This is a genomic window from Rossellomorea sp. GCM10028870 (assembly GCF_042666755.1).
In the GTDB taxonomy this organism is placed as follows: domain Bacteria; phylum Bacillota; class Bacilli; order Bacillales; family Bacillaceae_B; genus Rossellomorea.
This window is the reverse complement of the sequence record NZ_JBHTGN010000005.1, coordinates 366,968-388,077: the sequence shown is the minus strand read 5'-3', so window position 1 is coordinate 388,077 and position 21,110 is coordinate 366,968. Positions and strand designations below refer to the sequence as shown.

Below are 21,110 nucleotides of genomic sequence, written 5' to 3'. Positions count from 1 at the left end.
TCTTCCTTTTCGACTGAAGTGACAGCATCTAAAGAGATACAGTTCGTGAAAACAACTACTTAGCTTGTTCATTTGGTATACCATTGACTTTATACTACCCTATGAATCGTACTTTGTAAATATACTTTTCTGATTTTTTTAAAAATTATAATTTTAATGCTGGCTACATGAACAATATGGCCGCAAGGGTTGCCACCACAAGCCCTGTCATGACGGGAATGAAGTTCTTTCTGGCGAGCTCCAATACGGATACCCCGCAAAAGCCTGCCACCGCCACTAGGGATGACCATGCGATCAGTGTCCCGCCGCCTGTCCAAACAGATCCCATCTGACCGATCGCCGCCAGTGTACCAGGGTCAATCCCGGCTGAACCTGACATGGCACCTGATAATGCTCCCACTAAAGGTAGTCCTGAGAAGCCTGAACCATCCAAACCAGTGATGATACCAACTAAAAGGATACCAAAGGCACTAAAGAAAGCGTTTTCAGGAATAGATGCTTGTGCAGACTGAACGAGATCGAATAGAAAGGCAGGCTTGGCCGCTTCTTCCCCAAGTGATAGAATCGACCCGGTAAAATCCGAGCTCCCCAGGAAGAAGAATCCGGCTATCGGGATAACAGGACCCATGGCACGAAACGCGAAAATAAAACCGTCTGTGATGTGATCCCCGATTTTATCCAGGGCATGGATTCTTCCAAATGCAATGGAAGCCAAAATCAGCAGTACGGCTGCGACTCCACCGATAAAGGCAGCACCGTCCCCACCTGCAAATCTCCCCGCCTCTGCATCACTAAACTTGGTAGAAAACATAAAAATCATGACGGCAAGCATGGACAATGGAACGAGAACAGCAAACACTTTCCCCCATATTTCTTTTCTGCCTCTGTAAACCTCAAGCTCAGACGCCGCGGATACTTCAGCTTCCACAACACTTTTGTCCGCAGTCATGGCATTCAATAGGTTGACCGCATTCTCTGCTTCTTCGCTATTCGGCTTGGCAATCGACTTATACATCATTGCATAAGCAACCCCGACAGCTGTCACTCCTGTTATAATCGATAAAATCATCGCTTTATCCGCAACCTGCACCGTTTCCATCCCCCCGGATGTTGCCGTCAGCATCGGCGCGATCTGCATGATATAGTCAGACGATAACGCCATCCCCTGTCCGGCAATCGCCACGATCATCGCGGCCCCCATCGCCGGCAGGCCGGCACGCATGGCAGCAGGAACGAGCAGAGCACAAATAAGTGGAACAGCCGGTGTCGGCCAGAAGAACAATGAAATGACATACGTCACTACCATTAATACGAAAAAAGCGATATGACCGTTGACCATGACTTTCTGTATGGGCACGATCATCCGTTGATCGGCTCCGATATCTTTCAGTGAGTTTAATAGAGCGACCATCAGGGTAATAATTAAAAAGATACTGAATAATTCTCTGGCTGCAACCAGATTGGCGTTGAAGACCGCCATAAAACCGCCGACGAGGGACCCTTTATACAACCAGGCAACCAAAAAGGTCCCGACGATCGTCGGCAGTACAACCCCTTTCCGAAACAACATCGTAACGATGACAAGTGCAGTAACCAATGCATACAACCAATGAGCAGCAGATAAATCCAAAGCATTCACCCTTCCCACTTTTTTGTAGCGATTTAATTCAGCATTTCAACTTCGAGACGTAATAATTCCCTTAACGCTTGTGCAATATTCTCTGTCGCTTCTGTAACAATCTGTTCCCCTATCTCTCTCGATGCCTTTGTTGCGTCCCCGATACATCCATTTTTCGTCATTTCTTCATACTGATAGTATCCTTGAATCGCTTTTCCCGGTCTTAATTGTTTATATCTCCCCCCTTCACAGAAGTCTCCCGACGTCAATTTGTCCGGTCTGATCAAGTATGGTGCTAAGTAAAGCGCTTCTGATACTTCGCGTTCACAGCTATGCCCGAAAATCGGGGAATGGATGAAATCCTTGATCGATTCTTTAGCAGATGAGGTGGTTTTTGCATAATAAACCTCAACCCCCTCCTCCTCTGACAGGACCGTGCTCGCCACACTTAACGTCGATTGATTTCCCCCATGCGCATTTAGGAATAGAAATTTATTGATCCCATGACGCTTTAAAGAACGTACCATATCCCTTAAAATCGCGATTAATGTATCCGGCTTCAGGGAAATGGTCCCCGGGAAATTCATGTGATGGGGAGATACGCCCATATTGACCGTCGGGGTAACGATCAGATGCGGGTGCATCCGCTCGGCAATTTTTTTCGCCATCTCGGTTGCAAGTACCGCATCACAGCTTTCAATCATGTGAGGACCGTGCTGTTCATGGGCCCCGATCGGTATGACCGCCATCTTAACGGTTTTTAACGCCTCCTCTACCTCTTCCCAAGTCATATTTGTCAGTACGTACGAATCCATATTGTCACCCCTTACACTTTTACGGTATTTTGTATACCGATTAAAACCACAAAAAAAATTAACCCTTTGCCTCTGCTGCCGCTTTTCTTTTCTTGACGTCCACACCTTCCTGCGTCAGTTCGATATCCGCTTTAATGTTCAGCTGACACGTGAGCCGGTAGTTTTCATTCACCAATTCCCCCAGCATTTTATCCTCCTTCCAATTGGGTGGATCCAGGTTTTCACCGCCACTCAGCACTTTACATGTACACTTCGTACATTTCCCCATCCCGCATCCATATTTCAGTTTCGGAAACTGCTTAATTCCTGCCAGTACAACCAAATTAGCGCCATCTTTCACATCCTGTTCAACGATTCCACCTTCAACATACAGCTTGACATTTGGCATACAAAACACTCCTTTACCGTGACATTTATCACAATTTTTAGAATTTTCTTAAGTATACATATGAATCTATAAAAATGTAAACCCTTTCGTAAGGTTTTCTTACAAAAACGAGATTGGAAATGACTGTAAGTTTTGAAAGTGAAAAAGGATAAATTAGCGACGAATCAACAAATAAATAAAAATTCTGAAAACTATATTGATTTCATTCGGCTCTTCCTTTACACTGTAGACAAGAAGATTTGGTATACAAAATACAAAGTGTACTGAATCCATCATGAAGGAGTGGGTTTTATTATGGAAAAGTATATTGTACTGACCAACAAGGATACCTTTCAGACGATACTAGAAAATGACGGATTCCAGCCTGTAGAAACGTATCACTTTTATTTCTTCGATAAATTGAAATCTTCCTATACCATTGCCAGAGTCCTGGATGACGATGCGAAGATTCAATTGTATGAGAAGTATGAGGGGAAAGAGTATGTCAATCATATCCGGGTGAAGTTCTTCGAATCCTTCGAGACGATCGAAGGCGCACGCGAGGAGTTATATGAAATTGTGAAGGCGAATGGAAACAGCGAGGACTCGAAACATTCCAAGCTGGTTAAGTCTGATGAATTAGCTGTCTAGTAAAGTAATAACCTCAATCTGTTATTATACAGGCTTACTCGATCCTTTGGAATGTGGAGGGTTAGGTAAGCCTGCTTTTTTGTGGGAGTGATGGTTGATTTCCGTTCCGAATGACCTTTTTCCGCGGGGCTTGCGGTGAGATTCCTCTAAGTTAAGTACCTATGTTGTCTTAGCCCCTGGCTTTATATAACTTCCAGAATTGATGAATGATAGTTTGAAAACAGGGACCGTCCCTTTCCGCTCCAGGCACTTGCCTTCCGCTGCAATCCACTCTTTTCTGCTACATTTTGACGGACAAATTACGTGTTAAAAAAATATAAAAAACAGACCTTATTTTAGATTGAGGGTTCTCCAAGACAAACTATCTAAATCTCCGCACCAATCAGCTCTTTTTGTATTCTATTTATTTTTAAAAGAGATCCCAACGAAAAACACCTTTGATTCTAGTATCTACAAACATACAAAAATCGAAGGTGTTTTTTTCCTATATAAGAATCTGCAAAATGATGAGGTACGTCACGGTCAATGCCAGAAAAGAAATCGTAAATGTAAAATTCCAATTCGATACTTTGAAGGAGCTTGTCTTTACAATGGTAGACATTAGACCGATCGTTGCGTTATAGGGTCCCATGAGAAACGCAGATACTGCCCCTGCGAGCATGGAAACCGTCAGGATATAGGGTGAAACATCCAAGCTGTGAGGGTCAAGTGTTCCTGCCAGTAAGGCAAGTGCCACCGCTGGATGAAGTCCGATAAACGCCAGGGTCAAAGGTATCAGAGGGATTAATAGGACAAAGATTTCAATCCCGATTGTATCCTTGAAAGCGGTAATCCATTCATTCACCAGATGATCCGTATGGGAGAATTCAATCGCCGATATAAAGAATCCTGCAGACAGAAAGATGAAGAACTGATCTTTCATTTTTAGTAAATGGTGCTGATAGTGATCCACCAGCCCATTTTTAAAACCACCTGCTCTTCCCAATAATAGACACCATATGAAAGCGAAGGGAATGACGAGCAGTGAGACGACGATTAAGAACGAAAGGGACAACCAATGCTCCAGGAATGAGATGACGATATTGAAGGCAAGTATCGCCAGCAAAATGTGTGACAGTTTTCCTGCCCCCGCCTTTCCGTCCATCCCCTCAATGGCTGCAGCCGTTTCATTAGCGGCAGGGCTTGTACGATATGAAGGACGCTTTCTCCTCTTTCTAAATCCACCTGTATACCAATCAAGCAGCAGCCCCATCACACTTAAAGGAAGGACATAAGGAAGCAGCCCGCCCCACTTTACCCCCGTCATATCAATCACAATCCCGACAATCGGGGTCACTGGAGCCCACATCAAAGGCATGGAGAATCCATGAGTGATGGCTCTGCTCATGAACCTTTCTTTATCTTGGAGCGGAAAAGCATCCGCCGCCGGCCTGACAGAGAAATACGTCATCGGCAGCGTGGCCAGATTCATGAAAATACTAAAGAAATATGAAATCCCTGATGTGAGACTATATAAGCTTGTTGAGGATTTCACCCTCCTGGATATGAAGCCTTGAATATTCTCAGAGTAGTTTCCGAGCTTGATAGGAAGCGCTAACAAAGGGACCAAAGCAAACAACGTCAGAAGATTGAGCATCGGGCCGAATGAAAACAGAATATCTTTCAAACCGGCGTCACCCTTCAACAACATGATGAATCCCAATACAAGAAACGTCCCCCCTATCACCCTTACAAACTTGTTTACTCTGAATAAAGTGATCATGACAATCAGGAAACAAATCACAGAAATGATGGGAGAAATATCGATACCACTGAAAAGTTCGTTGATCAAATAAAACAGGATGGAAACACCGGATAAGAGTTTTATCATCTAATCACCAATTCTTTTTTCTGATTATTCTATATATTAAACCTCTTGAGAATGAAAATCAATTGTATGGTATACATTATTTCAGAAAAAACAAGGTTTTTTGATTGTATTTACTCTTTCCTATTACAACATAAGTATCGGTTCCTTGCTGATAATTGGCTTATAACAGGGATTTAATGCGGTTTTAGGAAATCCTTCTCTTCATTATGGTATACCATAATGATTTTTTAATCTACTTTTTACGTTAATTACATTTAAAATAAGGCATTTGGTATACAATAATTATTGACTTCGTTTCATATCCCTCTTATACTAAAGATATTAAGAAAAATATAAAAATCTTCGGGAGGGGTCCATATGTTCCAACTATTATTTGGATCTAGACACGCTTTAGAAAAAGCAAACCGCAAATTTGCCAGACTAAAACGAACGTTAAAGTTTTAATGATATAACATTTTATCCTATGTATTTCTCAATTGGAAGGCAGTTCAGTTCCAGATCCAAGAGGTGGTCCAAGCAATAGGACTACCTCTTTTTTGGGGACATGGGGACAGGTACCGCGTCCCTGCACTTCTTTATAGCGGGACAGGGTGCCTGTCCCCTTGTCCCAAAGATCCATTCTGCAAAAAAATATCCTCTAAAGACGGTTCATCAACATTAATCCTGTATAAATCAATATTATGTTTGGTGAATGCCCGGACGATTTGTGGGATTTTCTTTTCTGATTCGATTACAAGGGATGTGACATTTCCTCTTGTCTCAATCTTTTTTCCCACGGTTTCAAGGTACTGGTTGATGAGATGAGGGTTTCCATTTTCCAGTGAGGAATGCTTGATCTCCACCTGGATGGAGGAAGAATAATGGGCCCTTAATTCCTCTAATGTTCCTTCATTGATAATTATGCCATCCTTCATGATAGCCATGCGGGTACAGATTTTTTCGACCTCATTTAAGTTGTGGGAGGTCATGAAAATGGTTTTTCCTTCTCTTTTCAAATCCAGGATCAGCTGCTGGATGCTAAGTCCTGATTCAGCATCGACACCTGAAGTAGGTTCATCCAAAAAGACCAGATCGGGATCATGGACGATCGCCTGGGCAATCCCTAATTTTTTCTTCATACCGAAAGAAAATTTTCCTGCCTTTACATTTGCATGTTCTAAAATCCCCACTCGATCCAGAACTTCTTTTCCTTGTGCCGTTGATATTTTTTTGCCGTTAATGCTGGCAAAATATTTTATATGACCAAGGGCGGTTAAGGAATCATAAAAGGTTGAATAATCGGGTAAAACCCCGATTCGGCTGTATACGTTCTCAAGCTTTGTTTCACCCAGCAGTTTGAATTCTCCTGAAGTTGGTTTTATCACCCCGGTAATCATATTGATGAAGGTGGATTTTCCGGCGCCATTCCTTCCCAGGAACCCGTATATCTCCCCTTTTTCCACATGTAAACTTACATCACTGACGACCTTTTTGGAACCAAATTGTTTCGTGAGTCCGTTTGCCTCTATCACATTCATTATAAATCTCTCCTCTTGAAGATCTCTCTTGCAACGATGAATAGTAATACCGCATAAATGAGATTGATTAAGATATAGTAACTTCCAAGCGTTGAATAATAATAGGGGGTTAAATACTTAAACCAGTTCGTATAAATGCTATCGGCATAGATCGCCCAAAAACTGAGCGCAGGGAACACAAGAGCGAATACGATGCCGAAAAACATCGAGACGGCAGGCTTCGGCATCACAATGGAAAAGATAAGATTCAATGCCAGGGCGACCGAAAGAAACAACATGCAATCCACAACACCAAGCCATAGGAATTCTTTCGAAACAAATGTTACCAACAGATAAGAAACCGTTATGCAAAAGAACCAGAAAAACCAAACCCCCAGATATTTTCCTAATAAAATCTTCGTTCGGGTGGTCTTCGTCACTAAAAATCTCATCGTGCGGCTGCTGATTTCCCGGTTCATTAAATCATGAGACAGGCCTGCTATAAATAAAAACCCTAATCCAAATACGATCATCAGGGTTCCAATCGCAAATCCATCCTTACTCCCACCTAAATCCAACTGATCTGCAACCGTAGTCATGAAATCTGCCAATACATAACTTATCCCAAAGATGATTGCGATGACGATGATCGATTTAACACTTTTAAAATGTCCTTTAAATTCATTCATGCATATTGCCCACATTCATTACCACTCCTTTCTAAAAATAGTATACTATTGGTAAATTAAGATAAATTTAACTCATCCTTAACATTACCTTAAAAAGGAGCCGAGAAATGGAAAAAGGAAAAATACTGATTGTAGACGATGAAGTGGAAATTCTAAAAATGATAAAGCTGGTGTTAAACAAAGAAGGATTCCAGTCGGTGGAAACATGCACAACCGGGGAGGAGGCAATCAAATTAATGGAAGGCAATCGATATGATTTGATCCTTCTGGATGTGATGCTCCCCGATATGCATGGATATGAGATTTGTTCAACGATCAGGAAGAAATCCAACGCTCCGATCTTCTTTATTTCGGCCCGGAATTCTGATCTGGATAAATTGACCGGGTTCACCCATGGCGGTGATGACTATATCACCAAACCGTTCAATCCTCTTGAAGTGGCCGCAAGAGTAAAGGTCCAAATGAAGCGGTATCTTGCCTCTCAAGGAGAGAAGGAAGAAGGAGAAATCCTGGACTTCGGTCATTTTAAGCTGAATACAAAATCGGCAGAGTTATGGGTTGAGGATCGCCTGGTCCCTTGTTCCGCTCAAGTATACAATCTCCTGCTTTTTTTCTGTAAAAATTCTGACAGGATCTTTTCAAAAGAACAACTCTATCATCAAGTATGGAAAGAGCATGTACTGATGGACGATAACACCGTCATGGTCCATATAAGAAAAATCCGCGAAAAAATCGAGAAAAACCCCAGTAAGCCAACTTTTTTACAAACTGTCAGGGGGCTGGGATATAAGCTGGTAAGCGGAAAGAGCCGGACACTATGAATCTACGAAAAAAACTGACTATGCACTTTTTATCGCACTTTATTTTCTTGTTAGTTGTCATCATTGGGCTGATCATCATAGCTCTTGTCTCACTGTCTTTCATTATCTCTCAATCTGAGATGAAATCAGACTTCTCAAGAACGTCCAAAGAGTATATTGAACACGCCATAGAGATTAAAGGACAAGAGGTGAACATCAATCAAGACGTGAAAGAATCTGTCAAAAAGAATGAAGGATGGCTGCAAGTAGTGAATCGGGAAGGCAGCGTAATAGGCCAATACAATACTCCAACAGAATTGCCTGATTCCTATAGCTTCATTGATATACTTTCTTTAGAGAACCGAATGTACAGAATGAACTATTGGGAAATCCCGGACGGCTACGTCGTCATGTATGGTGAAAAGGTAAGAAGCATTGAAATAAAAAATGATCTGACAACCATGAACGGATTTCCGGAAATCAGCAAGGAAGTTCAGGATTATTTAGTTCAAAACGATGCCTGGATACAGATCTATAACTCTGAGGGAGACATGATCAAGGATTACGCTGCGCCTAAGACGCTACACTACTCGTTTAACGAACTATTGGATATCAAGGAAGAACCGTGGAATTCAAAGTATGACCTTTCGTTATACCGTCCTGACAACAGCACTCTTTTATATGTAATTGGTACGGAGAATACATACTACAGCCCCGATGCGATCACAGATAACATGATCGACCGTTCGTTTATCAAAGGCTTCTTGATCGTTTCTACCATTCTTGGCCTAATGATCATATTACTAGGGCTATGGTACGGAAAGAAATTCGGGGTTCCTTTGTTGTATATGATGAAGTGGATCAACGATATGTCTGAAGGAAAATATGTCATCCCTCTAAATAAAAAAGGAGTAAGCCCTTTACTAAATAAAGCAGGAATGCTGCATAAACGATACGCTTTCTTTAAGGATGTCGTTCATTCTTTGGAAAAGCTCACATCCACCTTGAAGAAAAATGAACAAATCCAGAAAAAAATGGACAAAACAAGAGAAGAATGGATTACGGGTCTTTCCCATGATTTAAAGACTCCCATCAGCTCAATCTATGGATACTCCACCCTCCTCGTTTCTGATTCTTATACGTGGAGTCAAAACGAGATGAATGAATTCGGGCAAATCATACAAGACAAATCCCATTATATGAGTGAATTAATTGAAGATCTGAACCTGACGTATCGACTGAAGAATGATGCCCTCCCCCTCCATAAAGAGAGAATCGACGTCATTTCATTCTTGCAAAAATGGATGACCCAGCATCAATCCTCTGATAAACCGATTCTTCTCGAGACAGCCCATCAGGTGGTGTTCCTCGATGTGGATCCAAAATGGTTTACGAGAATTATGAATAATTTAGTGGTCAATGCCATCAAACACAACCCTATCGGGACCATCATTAACATTAGGGTACTGAAGTCAGAGGACTCCATCATCATAAGTGTGGAAGACAACGGGACAGGGATCGATTCTGAAAGCATACAAAACCTATTTAATCAATATTACCGCGGCGGAAATACCAAAGACAGTGATAACGGCTCAGGATTAGGGATGGCCATTGCTCATCAGCTGGTGTCAGCACATGACGGAAAAGTCGAAGTAACGAGTAAGCTGAACACCGGAACAACCATCCGATTGATCTTTCCTCATAAGGGACGGAGGGACAGGTCCCTTGTCCCGAAATCTAAGTAGAGACTGGGGTTATACTCCCCTCCTCTTTTTCACTCTTGGGACAGAGTGCCTGTCCCCCCAACATACATAGATAAGGGAATATCAGAGAAAATGATTCTTTCGTCTGGTATTCTCTTTCTTGTTGAAAGAGAATGTACAATGCTATGATTAACTTCAAATACTAATATATTACATTTTTACATATAAAAGGGTATCGTGAATGTAACAGCTATAATTATTATGAAGAATTCTAACAATCGTGATCATTATTCGAATGTTATACAAAAGCAATAAAACAACAATCAAACAGGAGGTGAACAAGTTATGGCAAGCGTAGCAAAGAAAGAGCACAAAACATTTTTCCAACGATTAAGTTTCGGATTTACCATTTTTTGCGTCGTGTTTCTCATTATGAGGTTTACGGGATTATTAGACCCTGTTATTGAGTTATTTAAAGGATAAAGGGACGAAGGGACAGGTCCCTTGTCCCAGGGTCTAAATAGAGATGAGGGGATTTTCCCTACGTCTTTTTCAGTTTTGGGACGGGTTGCCTGTCCCCGTGTCCCTGCCAAAGAATCTTTAGGAGGAATTCTGATGAGAACTTATAAGTTCCGACCACCAATGATGAACCGATCAACAAAGACTTTCGCTATTACTGATGATTCGGGCAAAAAGGTTGGAGAAATCGAGAGATATTTCAATTTTAAAGGACAAAATGTACTTAGTACATTTATCAATATGTCAAATGTGAAGGTCAGAAGCGTGTTGGAGGAAACTTCCCTGGACTTTAAAGAAAAAAGTCTTCTTAAAAATTTATTGTTTAATAAATGGGACGTGAACTATAAGAAGGATGGGAAACTTCATCACTTTGAAATTAGAGATAAAACTAAAATTAAGACACACCAATTATTTTTATATACTTTTCTGGGGAGAAATATGCAAGTGAAATCAAAGGTAATGGATCGTACAACTCGTTTTTACAAAGAGCAAAGCGGACACTTAAAAATTGTAGCTGAAGTATCTTATGATACCTTAATACCTCCCTATACTTACACCATCAATCTACACGACGATTCCATCCATTATTGTGAAATTGCCGGAGTCTATTACTTAATGCATATCAACAGTAGTGACTAGTTTAAGAAATGTTTGGACAAAAGTTTTTTGAGCTGATAAATAGCAGTTACTACGTCAGCGGGGGAATCGGGACGAAGGGACAGGTCCCTCGTCCCAAAACCAAAATAAAGACGAGGGAATAAATCCCCTCGTCTCTATTAATTTCGGCGGGACACGGTGCCTGTCCCCCCCGTCCCACATTCTATCGCTTAACCGTGAATTTTCTCGGAACAGATGATAGCGTCAATCCACTCTCATCCTTCACCGTTACCTTCACATAGTAGTCCCCATCCGGATAATCACTGTCAGGAGCCCATGGCAGGTTATAGATGGAATGTTCGTCATGGATGTCTGCTTCTTCAAGTGTGTTCCCCCGTGCATCGGTAATTTCCAAATGCCAATCAAGGCGTTTGTATCCGAAGAGCGTCAGGCGCAGTGGCTTGGTTTCACTTACGCTTGAAGCGTTGTTGATGCCTAAATAGTTAATAAGGGGTTCGGCGTTTAAATGCGTTTCATCCCCCTGGTACGCAACTCCCACATTTCGGGCATTGTCGATGGCAGAGATGGTGACCAGTTCCGGTTTCACTTTTGAGATGTACTCTGATCCCCCGTTTTGAATCCGTTGGGACTTTCCGTTCACCCAAAGCAGGCTGCCAAGAGGACCGGTACCCGTGTCTGTTATATCCCAGCTGATATGATAGTTTCCATCCGGCATTTCTTCTACCTTGATGTCTTCCACTTTAGGAGCTTCGGAATCTACTTTTATCGGAATCTTGGTCTCTTGAGGTTCAGCACCCTCATAGTTTAACGTGCTCGTATAGACGTAATAATACTGTCCATCCTTTATCGTTTTCCCATCGTCGTCAGTAGAATTCCAGAATAATCCTTCCATGTTATATGAGTAATTTCTGTAGCTCATGATGTTCTTTCTGAATTTAAACGGACTTCCATCCTCTGTGAATTCACTAAAGTTGCTTATCTCTTTAATGGTATTCCCTTCCTCATCCTGAATGCTCAGGGACAGTTCTTTCAGGTTGCGCAGCGCGGTAAAAGAAGGATAAGCCCCCTCACTTATGGATCGTGGTGACACGCCTATCTTTTCTTTATTGAAGGTTCCAGTGGCCGGATCATATCCGATTGGCAACGAATCAATTTCATTGAATAGGACCGTATACCCCAAGAATGCATCCCCTGTCACCGGGCTTTCATCCACATTCGCCATGGAGTCCCAGTCTCCGTAGTACCCCATAAGCGGTACGGAAAGTGTCGTCAGTTCTTTTACGGAGCTTCCTTTTGGTACAAAGCGTACAAACCCTTCAATGAAGCGCCCTTCACTCAGCTCTTCAGGCAATTCAACTGAAATCTTCACTTCCTCATCACGGTGCGGTTTATATTGATACGGTTCCGCTGGATCGTACGTCTTGCCGTTGATCTTGATGTCTGCCCCTGTAACCGGTACAGTGTGAAGCGTTAAGTACTCTCTTTCCACTCCATCATGTGTTTGTTTGGTTGTTTCGTCTGTAATTAGATCGATCATAATCTCATATTGGTGCTGAGGCTTCACAAGATTTTTCTTTAAAGGCTCCACATTCAAGGTGAAATCAAAGCTGCGTCCCACTTCTTTCAGAGCAACAGAAGCGGCCTGCTCTAATGGAACACCCGAACGTTCAAGGAGATATGGCGTCTCCATCGCACGGTCGATCTTCATGATCCCGGAACCTTGTCTTCTTGGTGAATAAACCGAGTGATCATTGGTTGGATTCGTCAGGGTTTCAGACGTATTCATCAATGCGTTTTTCGCTTTTAATACCGTTTCCATCTCTTTCGGAAGACCCAGCTCCTGATAATAGTGCTGTAAAAGAAGCGCGGCTCCGCCTGCCACCTGCGGGCTTGCCATGGACGTTCCGCTCATGGTTTCATATTCGTTATTGATCACTGTCGAAAAAATCTTCCCGCCTGGTGCCGTGATCTCAGGTTTGAAGCTTAAGTCCGTTGGAGATCCAAAGGATGAGAACGTGGACATCGGCTCGGTTGCCGTATTTTGAACCTTCAGCACTTCGTCAGTCAGTTGCACCGTCACTTCTTCACCGGACTTCAATCGCTCTGCGAGTTCATTTCCATTCACTTGATCGGTTGTGACCGCCGGAATGAAGTACGGGCTGAAGTATAGGTTTGCATACGATGTCACTTGGGGAGGTGGAACCACCATCACTGCCACAGCACCTTTCCCTGCAGCTGCGGTCTGCATATAGGTTGCGGGGGAATAGTACTGCGATGGCTGTGCGACCGCGATCTTCCCTTTCAAGTCAAGGTCCTTGACCGCTGCCGAATTCCCCTCACCTACATAAACCAGTTCGTATTCCTTGGATGGATCCAGCGTCCCGATCAATTTCTTGATCCCCGGCTGAATTTGATAGCCGAATAGAGTTCCATCGGACAAACGCAGCCCGTCTACTGTCATCATGTCGTTCTCTGAAGAAGCAACTTGAAGGGCATAAGGTGTCACACCCGGGTCTCCGACCAATCCGATGTCTGGATTCTTCGCTAAAGGCAGTTGAGACCTTTCCAGCAAATTGTTCTTGGTGCTATAAGCCGCATTCCCTGCCGCCGCAACAACCAGGACGCCTTGTTCTGTGGCATATTGAATCGAGCGCTGGACGGGATCGTTCGGATCGACGTTCCCTGCTTCCGAACCAAGGCTTAGGTTGATGACATCCGCCCCCATTTCAACGGCATGATAGATCCCTGCTGCGATATCATCGTCATAAGCGCCGCCACCCTTATCGGAGAAAACTTTTTCCGCTAATAGCTGTACATCGGGAGCGACACCCTCTGCTTTTTTCTTGGTTTCTTCATAAGCTCCTACGATCCCCGCTACGTGGGTCCCGTGAGAATTGGAGGATGGAATGACGTTGGTATCATTGTCTGCCCAGTCGTAGCCTGTAGGGACTTTATCTGTGTACCAGGTGTCGTCTACTTCGGTTTGTTGAAAATCATCTTGCAGGTTTTGTTCCGTTAACTTCGCCGCTTTCTTTCCTTCTTCCGAAAGCTGCATCGCTTCGTGACGGTGGTCCACACCTGAATCAACGACCGCTACGACCATACCTTCCCCGCGCGTGTTATACTTCGTCCACGTATCCATCGCCTCAACGAGCTCCTTACTGTCTACAACGGTATGCTCGTATTGTTTAGAAATGCGAACATCCTTTACGCCATCCAGCTTAGCGATCTTTTGAGCCTCACCAAATGTTGTATCCACGCTGAAGCCACTGAAACCTTTTGAAAATGTGTGTCTCACTTTTGACTTTGAGTTCTTTTTACCCGAAATGATATTCTTCACTTTTTCAACTTGAGCGTGCGGAGACGACTTCGCATGCTTATTCACCTCAACCTCAACGACAATCCTTACATTCTCGTTCGGATCGAAGGAAGACTGATCCACTCCGTACAATGGGTCACTGTTCTGTTCAAGTGCTTCCGCAAACGGATTCGATTTCTCCGCCAGAACAGAATGGGGGACCTTTTCCTGTTTGGAAAACTGAAACTCCGCACCTGCTGATGCCCCGAACGCACTTGCCGTCATCACACATGCCAATAAAGATGGTACGACCTTTTTCTTCATGCCTCTACTTCCCCTCTACTATCTAGTTTTCTAACTATTCTTATTTTTAATAGTAGATAGAGAGATCGCTTGCGTAAATGGGGGTTTTCAAGCACTTTTCTTTTTAATTTTAAAGGTATTTAATACCGGTATGGTGAAGAGAGAATTCCATTTAATAGTCTATTAGTCTGATTATTTAAACATAAAATCCCTTATTTGTATAAATATATATTTTAAAAAACCCCAAGTGGATAAAACATAGGGAAAGTACCCTAACCTACGCCTTGATTGGGACGGGGGGACAGGTCCCTTGTCCCAGAACCAAATAGAGACAAGGGGTTGAAACCCCTTGTCTCTATAATTCTTGGGACAGGGTGCCTGTCCCCATGTCCCACACCACTTCCCCATTGACGAATGTGGCTTGGACGTTCCAGTTTTGGTCTATGAAGGCGATATTGGCTTTTTTGCCGATTTCCAGGGTCCCGATTTCGTGATCGATGTTTAGTAGCTTTGCCTGGTTCAGACCAACCATTGGCAAAATGTCCTCAAGGGGGAGGTCCAGCACCTCTGTCATATTCTTAAGACAGTCCAACAGGTTCGTTGTACTACCCGCCAAGGAGTTGGTTTCTACGGTCCTGGCAATCCGGTCCTTGACTTTCACGTTCATTGTTCCTAGAGTGTAATCACCGTCAGGTAAGTCGGCGGCCGCCATGGAATCGCTAATTAATAGGATGTTGTCGCTTCCTTTTGCTTTATGTAAGAGTTTGATCGCCCCCGGATGGACATGATGGAGGTCTGCGATGCATTCACACAGGCAGTCATCATTGGTCAGGACTGCGCCGAGGCATCCCGGGTCACGGTGCTTGAAGCCCCGCATTCCGTTGAATGTATGGACCGCGACTTTTGCTCCATGGGAGACAGCAAGATTCGTGGTTTCATAGTCTGCATTGGTATGACCAATAGAAACATGGATCCCCTTACCCGCTAGGTGACGAATGACCTCCATGGCATGAGCTTTTTCCGGAGCAATTGTGAGGACTTTTATGGTATTATGCGAAACATCAATCAGTTCTTCTATCTCTTCAATGGAAAGCTCCCGCATGTACTCCACAGGGTGTGCCCCTTTATGTTCGGGTGTGATATATGGACCTTCCACATAGGAGCCAAGGATTTCAGCTCCGGTCGTTTGACCGATGGCACTGCTTACTGCTCCAACCGCCTTGCGGATACTTTCGGGATCGTGGGTGAGTGTAGTTGGCAGGAACCCTGTTACGCCGTATTTCGCAAGGGATTTTGACATCTCGTTTAGGGAAGAGACGCTTCCATCCATCGTATCGTGCCCCGCGATTCCATGAATATGGAGATCAATCATTCCCGGTATGGCAGAACAACCGGGTAAAGCGATGATGGGACATGGTGGAGGTTCCGTTGTTATCCCTGAAATCCGTCCATCTTCAATGAGGAGGTACCCGTATTCAACTATTCCTTCCGGTGTATATATGTGGTCCGCCTTCACGGCTTTCATATTCTTCATCCCCTTTAATATAAATAAACAGAACAAGCAACACCATCAGAGGTGCTGCTTTCTAGACTGATTCTTTCATGTTCAACCGGTTTAAGGCAAGGTAACATGCTCCGTATAATCCAGCATCATTTCCCAAGGCGGAAGCAATAACCTTGTCCTCACACCCGTACACATCCATAACTTCATTCCGTACTTGGTTATTTATATCTTGGAAAAGAGGACCTGTACCCTCTGTGATCCCGCCCCCAATGATGATCTTTTCTGGGTTGAGAAGATGAATCACGTTGGATACTCCTATACTAATATAACGGATGAACCGTTGATAAACGCCAAGGGCGACTGGATCGCCCGCCATGACAAGCTCCATGATCGTTTCACCTGAAACAATTTCCACTCCTATGCCATTTCGTATGGCTTCATCCTTATAGTCCTGGACAAAAGCGGAGGTGGATGCATACCGTTCAAAGCAGCCTTTTCTGCCGCAACTGCACGGTTTCCCCCCTGCCACAATGACGGTATGGCCAAGCTCCCCCGCAAGTCCCCCAGAGCCATGCATGACTTGACCATCCATCACAATGCTGCTGCCGATTCCAGTACCGAGGGTCAGAAACACGGCCTCACTCTTCCCTTTGACGGCACCTTGCCACATCTCGCCAAGGCACGCACTTTTCACATCGTTTTCAACGGATACAGGCAAGTGGGTCAAATGAGACAACTTTTCTCCAAGCTGCGTCCCACTATATCCATCTATATTATTTGAAAATAATATCATCCCCCTTTTATGATCAACCAATCCACAAGATGATATCCCGATGGCAGAAATGGGTTGATCAAGCTGAAACGTTTTCACTTTTTCATTTAGAACATCAACGATTTCATTGCTTATGGGAGTCGTTGTCTTTCCTTTCGAAAGTAGGTGTCCATGTCCATCAAAAACACCATATTTAATAAAGGTTCCCCCGATGTCAAAACACGCGATATGACTCATCTTCCATTCCCCCAATCATTTCAATGACGTCAATTTCCTTTACAAATCGTTTTACATGAACCGGATTTATGGAACCTGTCTTTTCCAACATGGCGTTTGACATCCCACATGCGCAAGCCCATTTTAGCACTTCCTCTATGGGGTAACCATGGGAATAAGCGTGGGTGAACCCCGCCAGCATGCTGTCTCCGGACCCGACAGGATTCACCACGTTCACGTTCGGTATCCTTGCAAAGAGGACCCTGTTCTCACTCACTAAGAAGGCTCCCTCCCCCCCAAGGGAAAGCAGCACGTATGGAACTCCTTTCTGACATATGGATTGTGCCTGCTGAAGCATATCACTTTTAGAGTTTGTCTTTCTCCCTATCAAGTCATTGAATTCATCCTTATTCGGTTTAATCAAGAAAGGTTTCCCGGCCATACTGTCAGTTAGGGCCGGCCCGCTTGTGTCCAATAGCATTCGAACTCCTTTTTGATTGGCTTTTTCTGAAAGCCCTTTGTAAAAGTCGTTCGGTATTCCTCTCGGCAAGCTTCCGGACACAACGACAAAGTCTACTGTATCCATGATGTAAGCGAACATTCGATTAAAACGCTCGATTTCATCTGGGCCAATGACTGGTCCCGGTTCAAGGATCTCGGTCTGGCCCCCCTTTGAGAGAACAGCGAGGCAAGACCTTGTTTCCCCTTGTATCGAAACAAAATGATCGTGAAGGTTCATATGCGATAGCTGGTTCTGAATCCATTCTCCGTTTTTCCCACCAAGAAATCCCGTGCATGTAATTTGATTCCCTAACCCGGATAGCACCCTGGTGACATTAAGACCTTTACCACCTGGTGTTTTTTCAATAGAAGAAACTCGATTGACCCCTCCGATTTGAAACTGTGACAGAGTATAACGGACATCGATCGCCGGGTTTAACGTGACGGTTGCTATCACGGACCTACCCACGATTGAAACTGCCGCAAAGTTTTATTTTCTCCGCTACCACCTGTTTCATTTGGACAACCGCATCTTTAAAGTAATAGCGTGGATCATTGGCTTCAGGATTCTCCTGAAGATAACTGCGGAGCCCTTTTACAAACGCCATCTTTAATTCCGTTGCTACATTCACTTTGCATATGCCCCGCTCAATGGTCTCGCGGACAAGCTCATCAGGAAGCCCCGATGCACCGTGAAGGACAAGGGGGACATCCACTTCCTGCTGGATGACCGCCAGCCGGTCTATATCAAGCTTGGGCTCTCCCTTATATAAACCATGTGCAGTACCGATCGCAACGGCCAGCGAATCAATGCCGGTCCTCCTGACAAACTCCTCTGCCTGCTTCGGGTTGGTATAGATCTGATCCTTCTCGTCTACTTCTATGTCATCTTCCATGCCGCTTAATCGACCAAGCTCAGCCTCTACCGCCACGCCAAATGGTGCGGCATATTCGACGACCTCCCTGACAATCCGTATGTTTTCTTCAAAGGAATGGTGGGAGGCATCGATCATGACGGATGGAACGCCCATATGGATCAGATTCTTGATATCATCCAGATTTTCGTGGTGATCAAGGTGGAAGCAGACAGGAAAATCATAGCTTTTCACCGCCGCTTCCATCATCTTGATCAGGAAGTTCTTGCCCATATATCGGACGGTACTGGGTGTCGCTGCGATCATGACAGGAGAACGAAGATCTTGGGCAGTTTCAAGGACTGCCTTGAGCGTTTCCAGATTATGAACATTGAAAGCAGGGACTGCATATCCTTTTGACTGAGCATCGGCCAGAATCAACCGCTTTGAATGAATCATACTTTGTCTCCCCCATTCTCATAAGGATAAATCTTGACACCTTTCACGACTCGATTCACGAGCCCAGATGGAGAGGGATTATCCGGGGAGAATCCCAGGTGGATTGATTTATACATTGCAAACAATTGGGCATACACAACAAATGGTAACGTCAGGAAAATATCCTCTCTGATCGTGTCCAAACCTACCGAAAGAAAAACATCACAGTGATTCTCGGCGTCATCATCCTTAATGGAGGAGACCGCCACGACTTTCCCCCGACTCCGTTCTCCGTAAAGTTCTTTCAGGATATCCAGGTCATACTTCCTTGTGTGAGGGTCGCTCGACAGGTATACAAACACCATTGTCCCCTGGTCCAATATCGACTTGGGACCATGCCGGAAGCCCAGTGAAGAATCAAAGAAAGATGAAATGGTTCCCCCTGTCAGTTCCAGTAGTTTAAGAGAGGACTCCCTCGCCAGTCCCTGAAATACGCCGGATCCTAAATAAACGACTTTTGAAAAGGAGGTAGCAGCCAATTTTTCTACCTCTTGTGCCGCACCTTTGATAATCTCTTCACCAGACTGACTGATTTTCTCTATAAGATCCTTCATGGCAAGAATACGTTCATTTTCAAATAGAAGCAACGAGGAAAGTAGCATTGTCGTAAAGCTGCTGGTCATGGCAAATCCCTGATCATTCGCTTCCTCCGGCATATAGATGACGAGGTGATTGGATTTCTCCTTTGTTTTCTTCGCCAATAATCCATTTTTATTGCAAGTAAAAGCGACCCCGTAAAAATCATCGACAAGTTGTTCGCCTAATTGAACGGCAGCCAGGCTCTCTGGACTATTTCCCGATCGGGCAAACGAAATCATCATGGTCGGCACATCCCTATCTAAATATAGATGGGGGTTGGAAACCACATCCGTCGTGGCAATACACTCCAGGGCCATGTCTTGGCTTTTCGCAAGCTTTCTCATATGGGGGAGTAAAGTTTCCCCCACAAAAGCGGATGTGCCCGCACCTGTCAATATGACTCGGATGTGAGGATGCTTCTCTTTGATTCTCTTAAAAAATGGATTCAGTTCGTCTTGATTTTCCAGCATGATTTCGATGGTTCGTTTCCAAAGTCTTGGCTGTTGGGTGATTTCTCTTGATGTATGGACTGCACCGGAATGCTGATGTTCCCACTTGTTTGAATGTAAAAGTTCCATACGTTTTCCTCCTGTACTGATAATGTTGTCATTACCAGTTAGAATGAATAGATACCTTTAAGTACCTATTTTAGTTCTACCGTATACGTAAACTTATCCCCTCTTGCGATAGAGATGGTATATTCAATGACGTCATTTTCTTCAAAGGTTATACGCTCAAGCCTCAGGCAGGGGGAATACTCCTCAATCGTCAGCATGTCTGCCTCGACTGCCTGGGCACTGACGGCATTAAAGCTTTCCAGTGCTCGTGTGATATTCACATCATACTTCGACCGGAAAACTTCATACATTGGGGTGATCTCCAACTCTTCCTTGGTGAGGTGTTGAAAACGCCCCACTGGTACGAAGGATGTTTCATAAATCATTGGATCTCTGTCGGCGAGTCTTAATCGGGTGATCTTGTAGACCTCATCTTCCGCTGTCAGATTCATCTTTTTTCCTACGGTACTTTCACAAGGTACTTTTTCAAAGGAAACGACCTTCGTCGATGGCTGCTTTCCGATTTTTTTCATTTCTTCTGTAAAGCTGTAGAATTCCACAAGACTCTGCTTATACGTTTTCGGGGACACATAGGATCCCTTACCGTGAACCTTGTAGATGTATCCTCCCTTTTCGAGCTCCTGCATTGTCTGCCTAACGGTGGTCCGACTTACTTTATATGATTCACATAGCTCCCGTTCAGAGGGTAACTGCTCCTGCTCAGCAAGCTCCCCGCTTTCAATTTTACCCAATAGCTCATCCATAAGTTGGTAATACAAGGGTAGGCGATTATCTTTTTCTATCATGTTAAACTCCTTTTAGTGGTATCTTTGTCATAACCATTTGTATAACCATTATACATAAAATTGCGACAATTATCAC

The 21,110-nt window shown here is 43.9% G+C and carries 18 protein-coding genes; 5 read left to right on the top strand and 13 right to left on the bottom strand.

All coding sequences use genetic code 11. The annotated features are described in order from the left end of the window. Positions 1–163: 163 nt before the first annotated feature. The 3 genes from ACFQWC_RS20270 to ACFQWC_RS20260 are packed head-to-tail and all read right to left on the bottom strand — an operon-like array spanning position 164 to position 2,821. Positions 164–1,630, bottom strand: a complete 1,467-nt coding sequence (locus ACFQWC_RS20270; RefSeq protein ID WP_377108943.1) for a hypothetical protein — start codon at positions 1,628–1,630, stop codon at positions 164–166. A 32-nt stretch (positions 1,631–1,662) separates the two neighbouring features. Continuing rightward, a complete protein-coding gene (locus ACFQWC_RS20265) occupies positions 1,663–2,433 on the bottom strand; it encodes a creatininase family protein (RefSeq protein WP_341357061.1) in 771 nt (256 codons plus the stop codon). Between the two features lie 58 nt (positions 2,434–2,491). Continuing rightward, entirely contained in the window at positions 2,492–2,821 is a 330-nt protein-coding gene (locus ACFQWC_RS20260; RefSeq protein ID WP_341357062.1) for a 2Fe-2S iron-sulfur cluster-binding protein, read from the bottom strand. Positions 2,822–3,115: 294 nt separating this feature from the next. Between ACFQWC_RS20260 and ACFQWC_RS20255 the strand changes: the two genes are divergently transcribed. Continuing rightward, entirely contained in the window at positions 3,116–3,451 is a 336-nt protein-coding gene (locus tag ACFQWC_RS20255; RefSeq protein ID WP_341357063.1) for a hypothetical protein, read from the top strand. A gap of 484 nt (positions 3,452–3,935) precedes the next feature. On the opposite strand, the gene ACFQWC_RS20250 is transcribed toward ACFQWC_RS20255, so the two are convergent. The 3 genes from ACFQWC_RS20250 to ACFQWC_RS20240 all read right to left on the bottom strand — a co-directional run bounded on the left by ACFQWC_RS20250 (position 3,936) and on the right by ACFQWC_RS20240 (position 7,521). Then, positions 3,936–5,321: a hypothetical protein gene (locus ACFQWC_RS20250; protein WP_299744458.1), complete on the bottom strand. Its 1,386-nt coding sequence runs from the start codon at positions 5,319–5,321 to the stop codon at positions 3,936–3,938. A gap of 575 nt (positions 5,322–5,896) precedes the next feature. Next, positions 5,897–6,838 (bottom strand): ABC transporter ATP-binding protein, encoded by a 942-nt coding sequence (locus ACFQWC_RS20245; protein ID WP_377108942.1) that lies wholly within the window; start codon positions 6,836–6,838, stop codon positions 5,897–5,899. Then, on the bottom strand, positions 6,838–7,521 hold the full coding sequence (locus ACFQWC_RS20240) for an ABC-2 transporter permease (protein ID WP_299744452.1): 684 nt from the start codon (positions 7,519–7,521) through the stop codon (positions 6,838–6,840). The genes ACFQWC_RS20245 and ACFQWC_RS20240 overlap by 1 nt, the downstream gene beginning before the upstream one ends. A 92-nt stretch (positions 7,522–7,613) precedes the next feature. Between ACFQWC_RS20240 and ACFQWC_RS20235 the strand changes: the two genes are divergently transcribed. The 4 genes from ACFQWC_RS20235 (at position 7,614) to ACFQWC_RS20220 (ending at position 11,167) form a co-directional block, all read left to right on the top strand. After that, a complete protein-coding gene (locus ACFQWC_RS20235) occupies positions 7,614–8,327 on the top strand; it encodes a response regulator transcription factor (RefSeq protein WP_299744449.1) in 714 nt (237 codons plus the stop codon). Next, entirely contained in the window at positions 8,324–10,051 is a 1,728-nt protein-coding gene (locus tag ACFQWC_RS20230) for a sensor histidine kinase (protein WP_377108941.1), read from the top strand. Before ACFQWC_RS20235 ends, ACFQWC_RS20230 begins: the two co-directional genes overlap by 4 nt. Before the next feature lie 303 nt (positions 10,052–10,354). Next, positions 10,355–10,492, top strand: coding sequence for a hypothetical protein (locus tag ACFQWC_RS20225; protein WP_341357068.1), 138 nt, complete (start codon positions 10,355–10,357; stop codon positions 10,490–10,492). Between the two features lie 132 nt (positions 10,493–10,624). After that, positions 10,625–11,167, top strand: coding sequence for a tubby C-terminal domain-like protein (locus ACFQWC_RS20220; protein WP_377108940.1), 543 nt, complete (start codon positions 10,625–10,627; stop codon positions 11,165–11,167). A 181-nt stretch (positions 11,168–11,348) separates the two neighbouring features. On the opposite strand, the gene ACFQWC_RS20215 is transcribed toward ACFQWC_RS20220, so the two are convergent. From ACFQWC_RS20215 to ACFQWC_RS20185, 7 genes are all read right to left on the bottom strand, one after another. Further along, on the bottom strand, positions 11,349–14,768 hold the full coding sequence (locus tag ACFQWC_RS20215; protein ID WP_377108939.1) for a S8 family serine peptidase: 3,420 nt from the start codon (positions 14,766–14,768) through the stop codon (positions 11,349–11,351). Positions 14,769–15,102: 334 nt separating this feature from the next. Beyond that, entirely contained in the window at positions 15,103–16,272 is a 1,170-nt protein-coding gene (gene nagA / locus ACFQWC_RS20210) for an N-acetylglucosamine-6-phosphate deacetylase (RefSeq protein WP_377108938.1), read from the bottom strand. A 61-nt stretch (positions 16,273–16,333) separates the two neighbouring features. Then, positions 16,334–17,260, bottom strand: a complete 927-nt coding sequence (locus ACFQWC_RS20205) for an ROK family protein (protein ID WP_377108937.1) — start codon at positions 17,258–17,260, stop codon at positions 16,334–16,336. Beyond that, on the bottom strand, positions 17,238–18,209 hold the full coding sequence (gene pfkB / locus ACFQWC_RS20200) for a 1-phosphofructokinase (RefSeq protein WP_377108936.1): 972 nt from the start codon (positions 18,207–18,209) through the stop codon (positions 17,238–17,240). Before pfkB ends, ACFQWC_RS20205 begins: the two co-directional genes overlap by 23 nt. Further along, complete coding sequence (gene gatY / locus ACFQWC_RS20195; RefSeq protein ID WP_377108935.1) at positions 18,202–19,053, bottom strand: tagatose-bisphosphate aldolase subunit GatY; 852 nt, start codon at positions 19,051–19,053, stop codon at positions 18,202–18,204. The genes pfkB and gatY overlap by 8 nt, the downstream gene beginning before the upstream one ends. Next, complete coding sequence (locus ACFQWC_RS20190) at positions 19,050–20,249, bottom strand: SIS domain-containing protein (RefSeq protein WP_377108934.1); 1,200 nt, start codon at positions 20,247–20,249, stop codon at positions 19,050–19,052. Before ACFQWC_RS20190 ends, gatY begins: the two co-directional genes overlap by 4 nt. 65 nt (positions 20,250–20,314) lie before the next feature. After that, positions 20,315–21,034, bottom strand: a complete 720-nt coding sequence (locus tag ACFQWC_RS20185) for a GntR family transcriptional regulator (protein ID WP_377108933.1) — start codon at positions 21,032–21,034, stop codon at positions 20,315–20,317. Between the last annotated feature and the right edge of the window lie 76 nt (positions 21,035–21,110).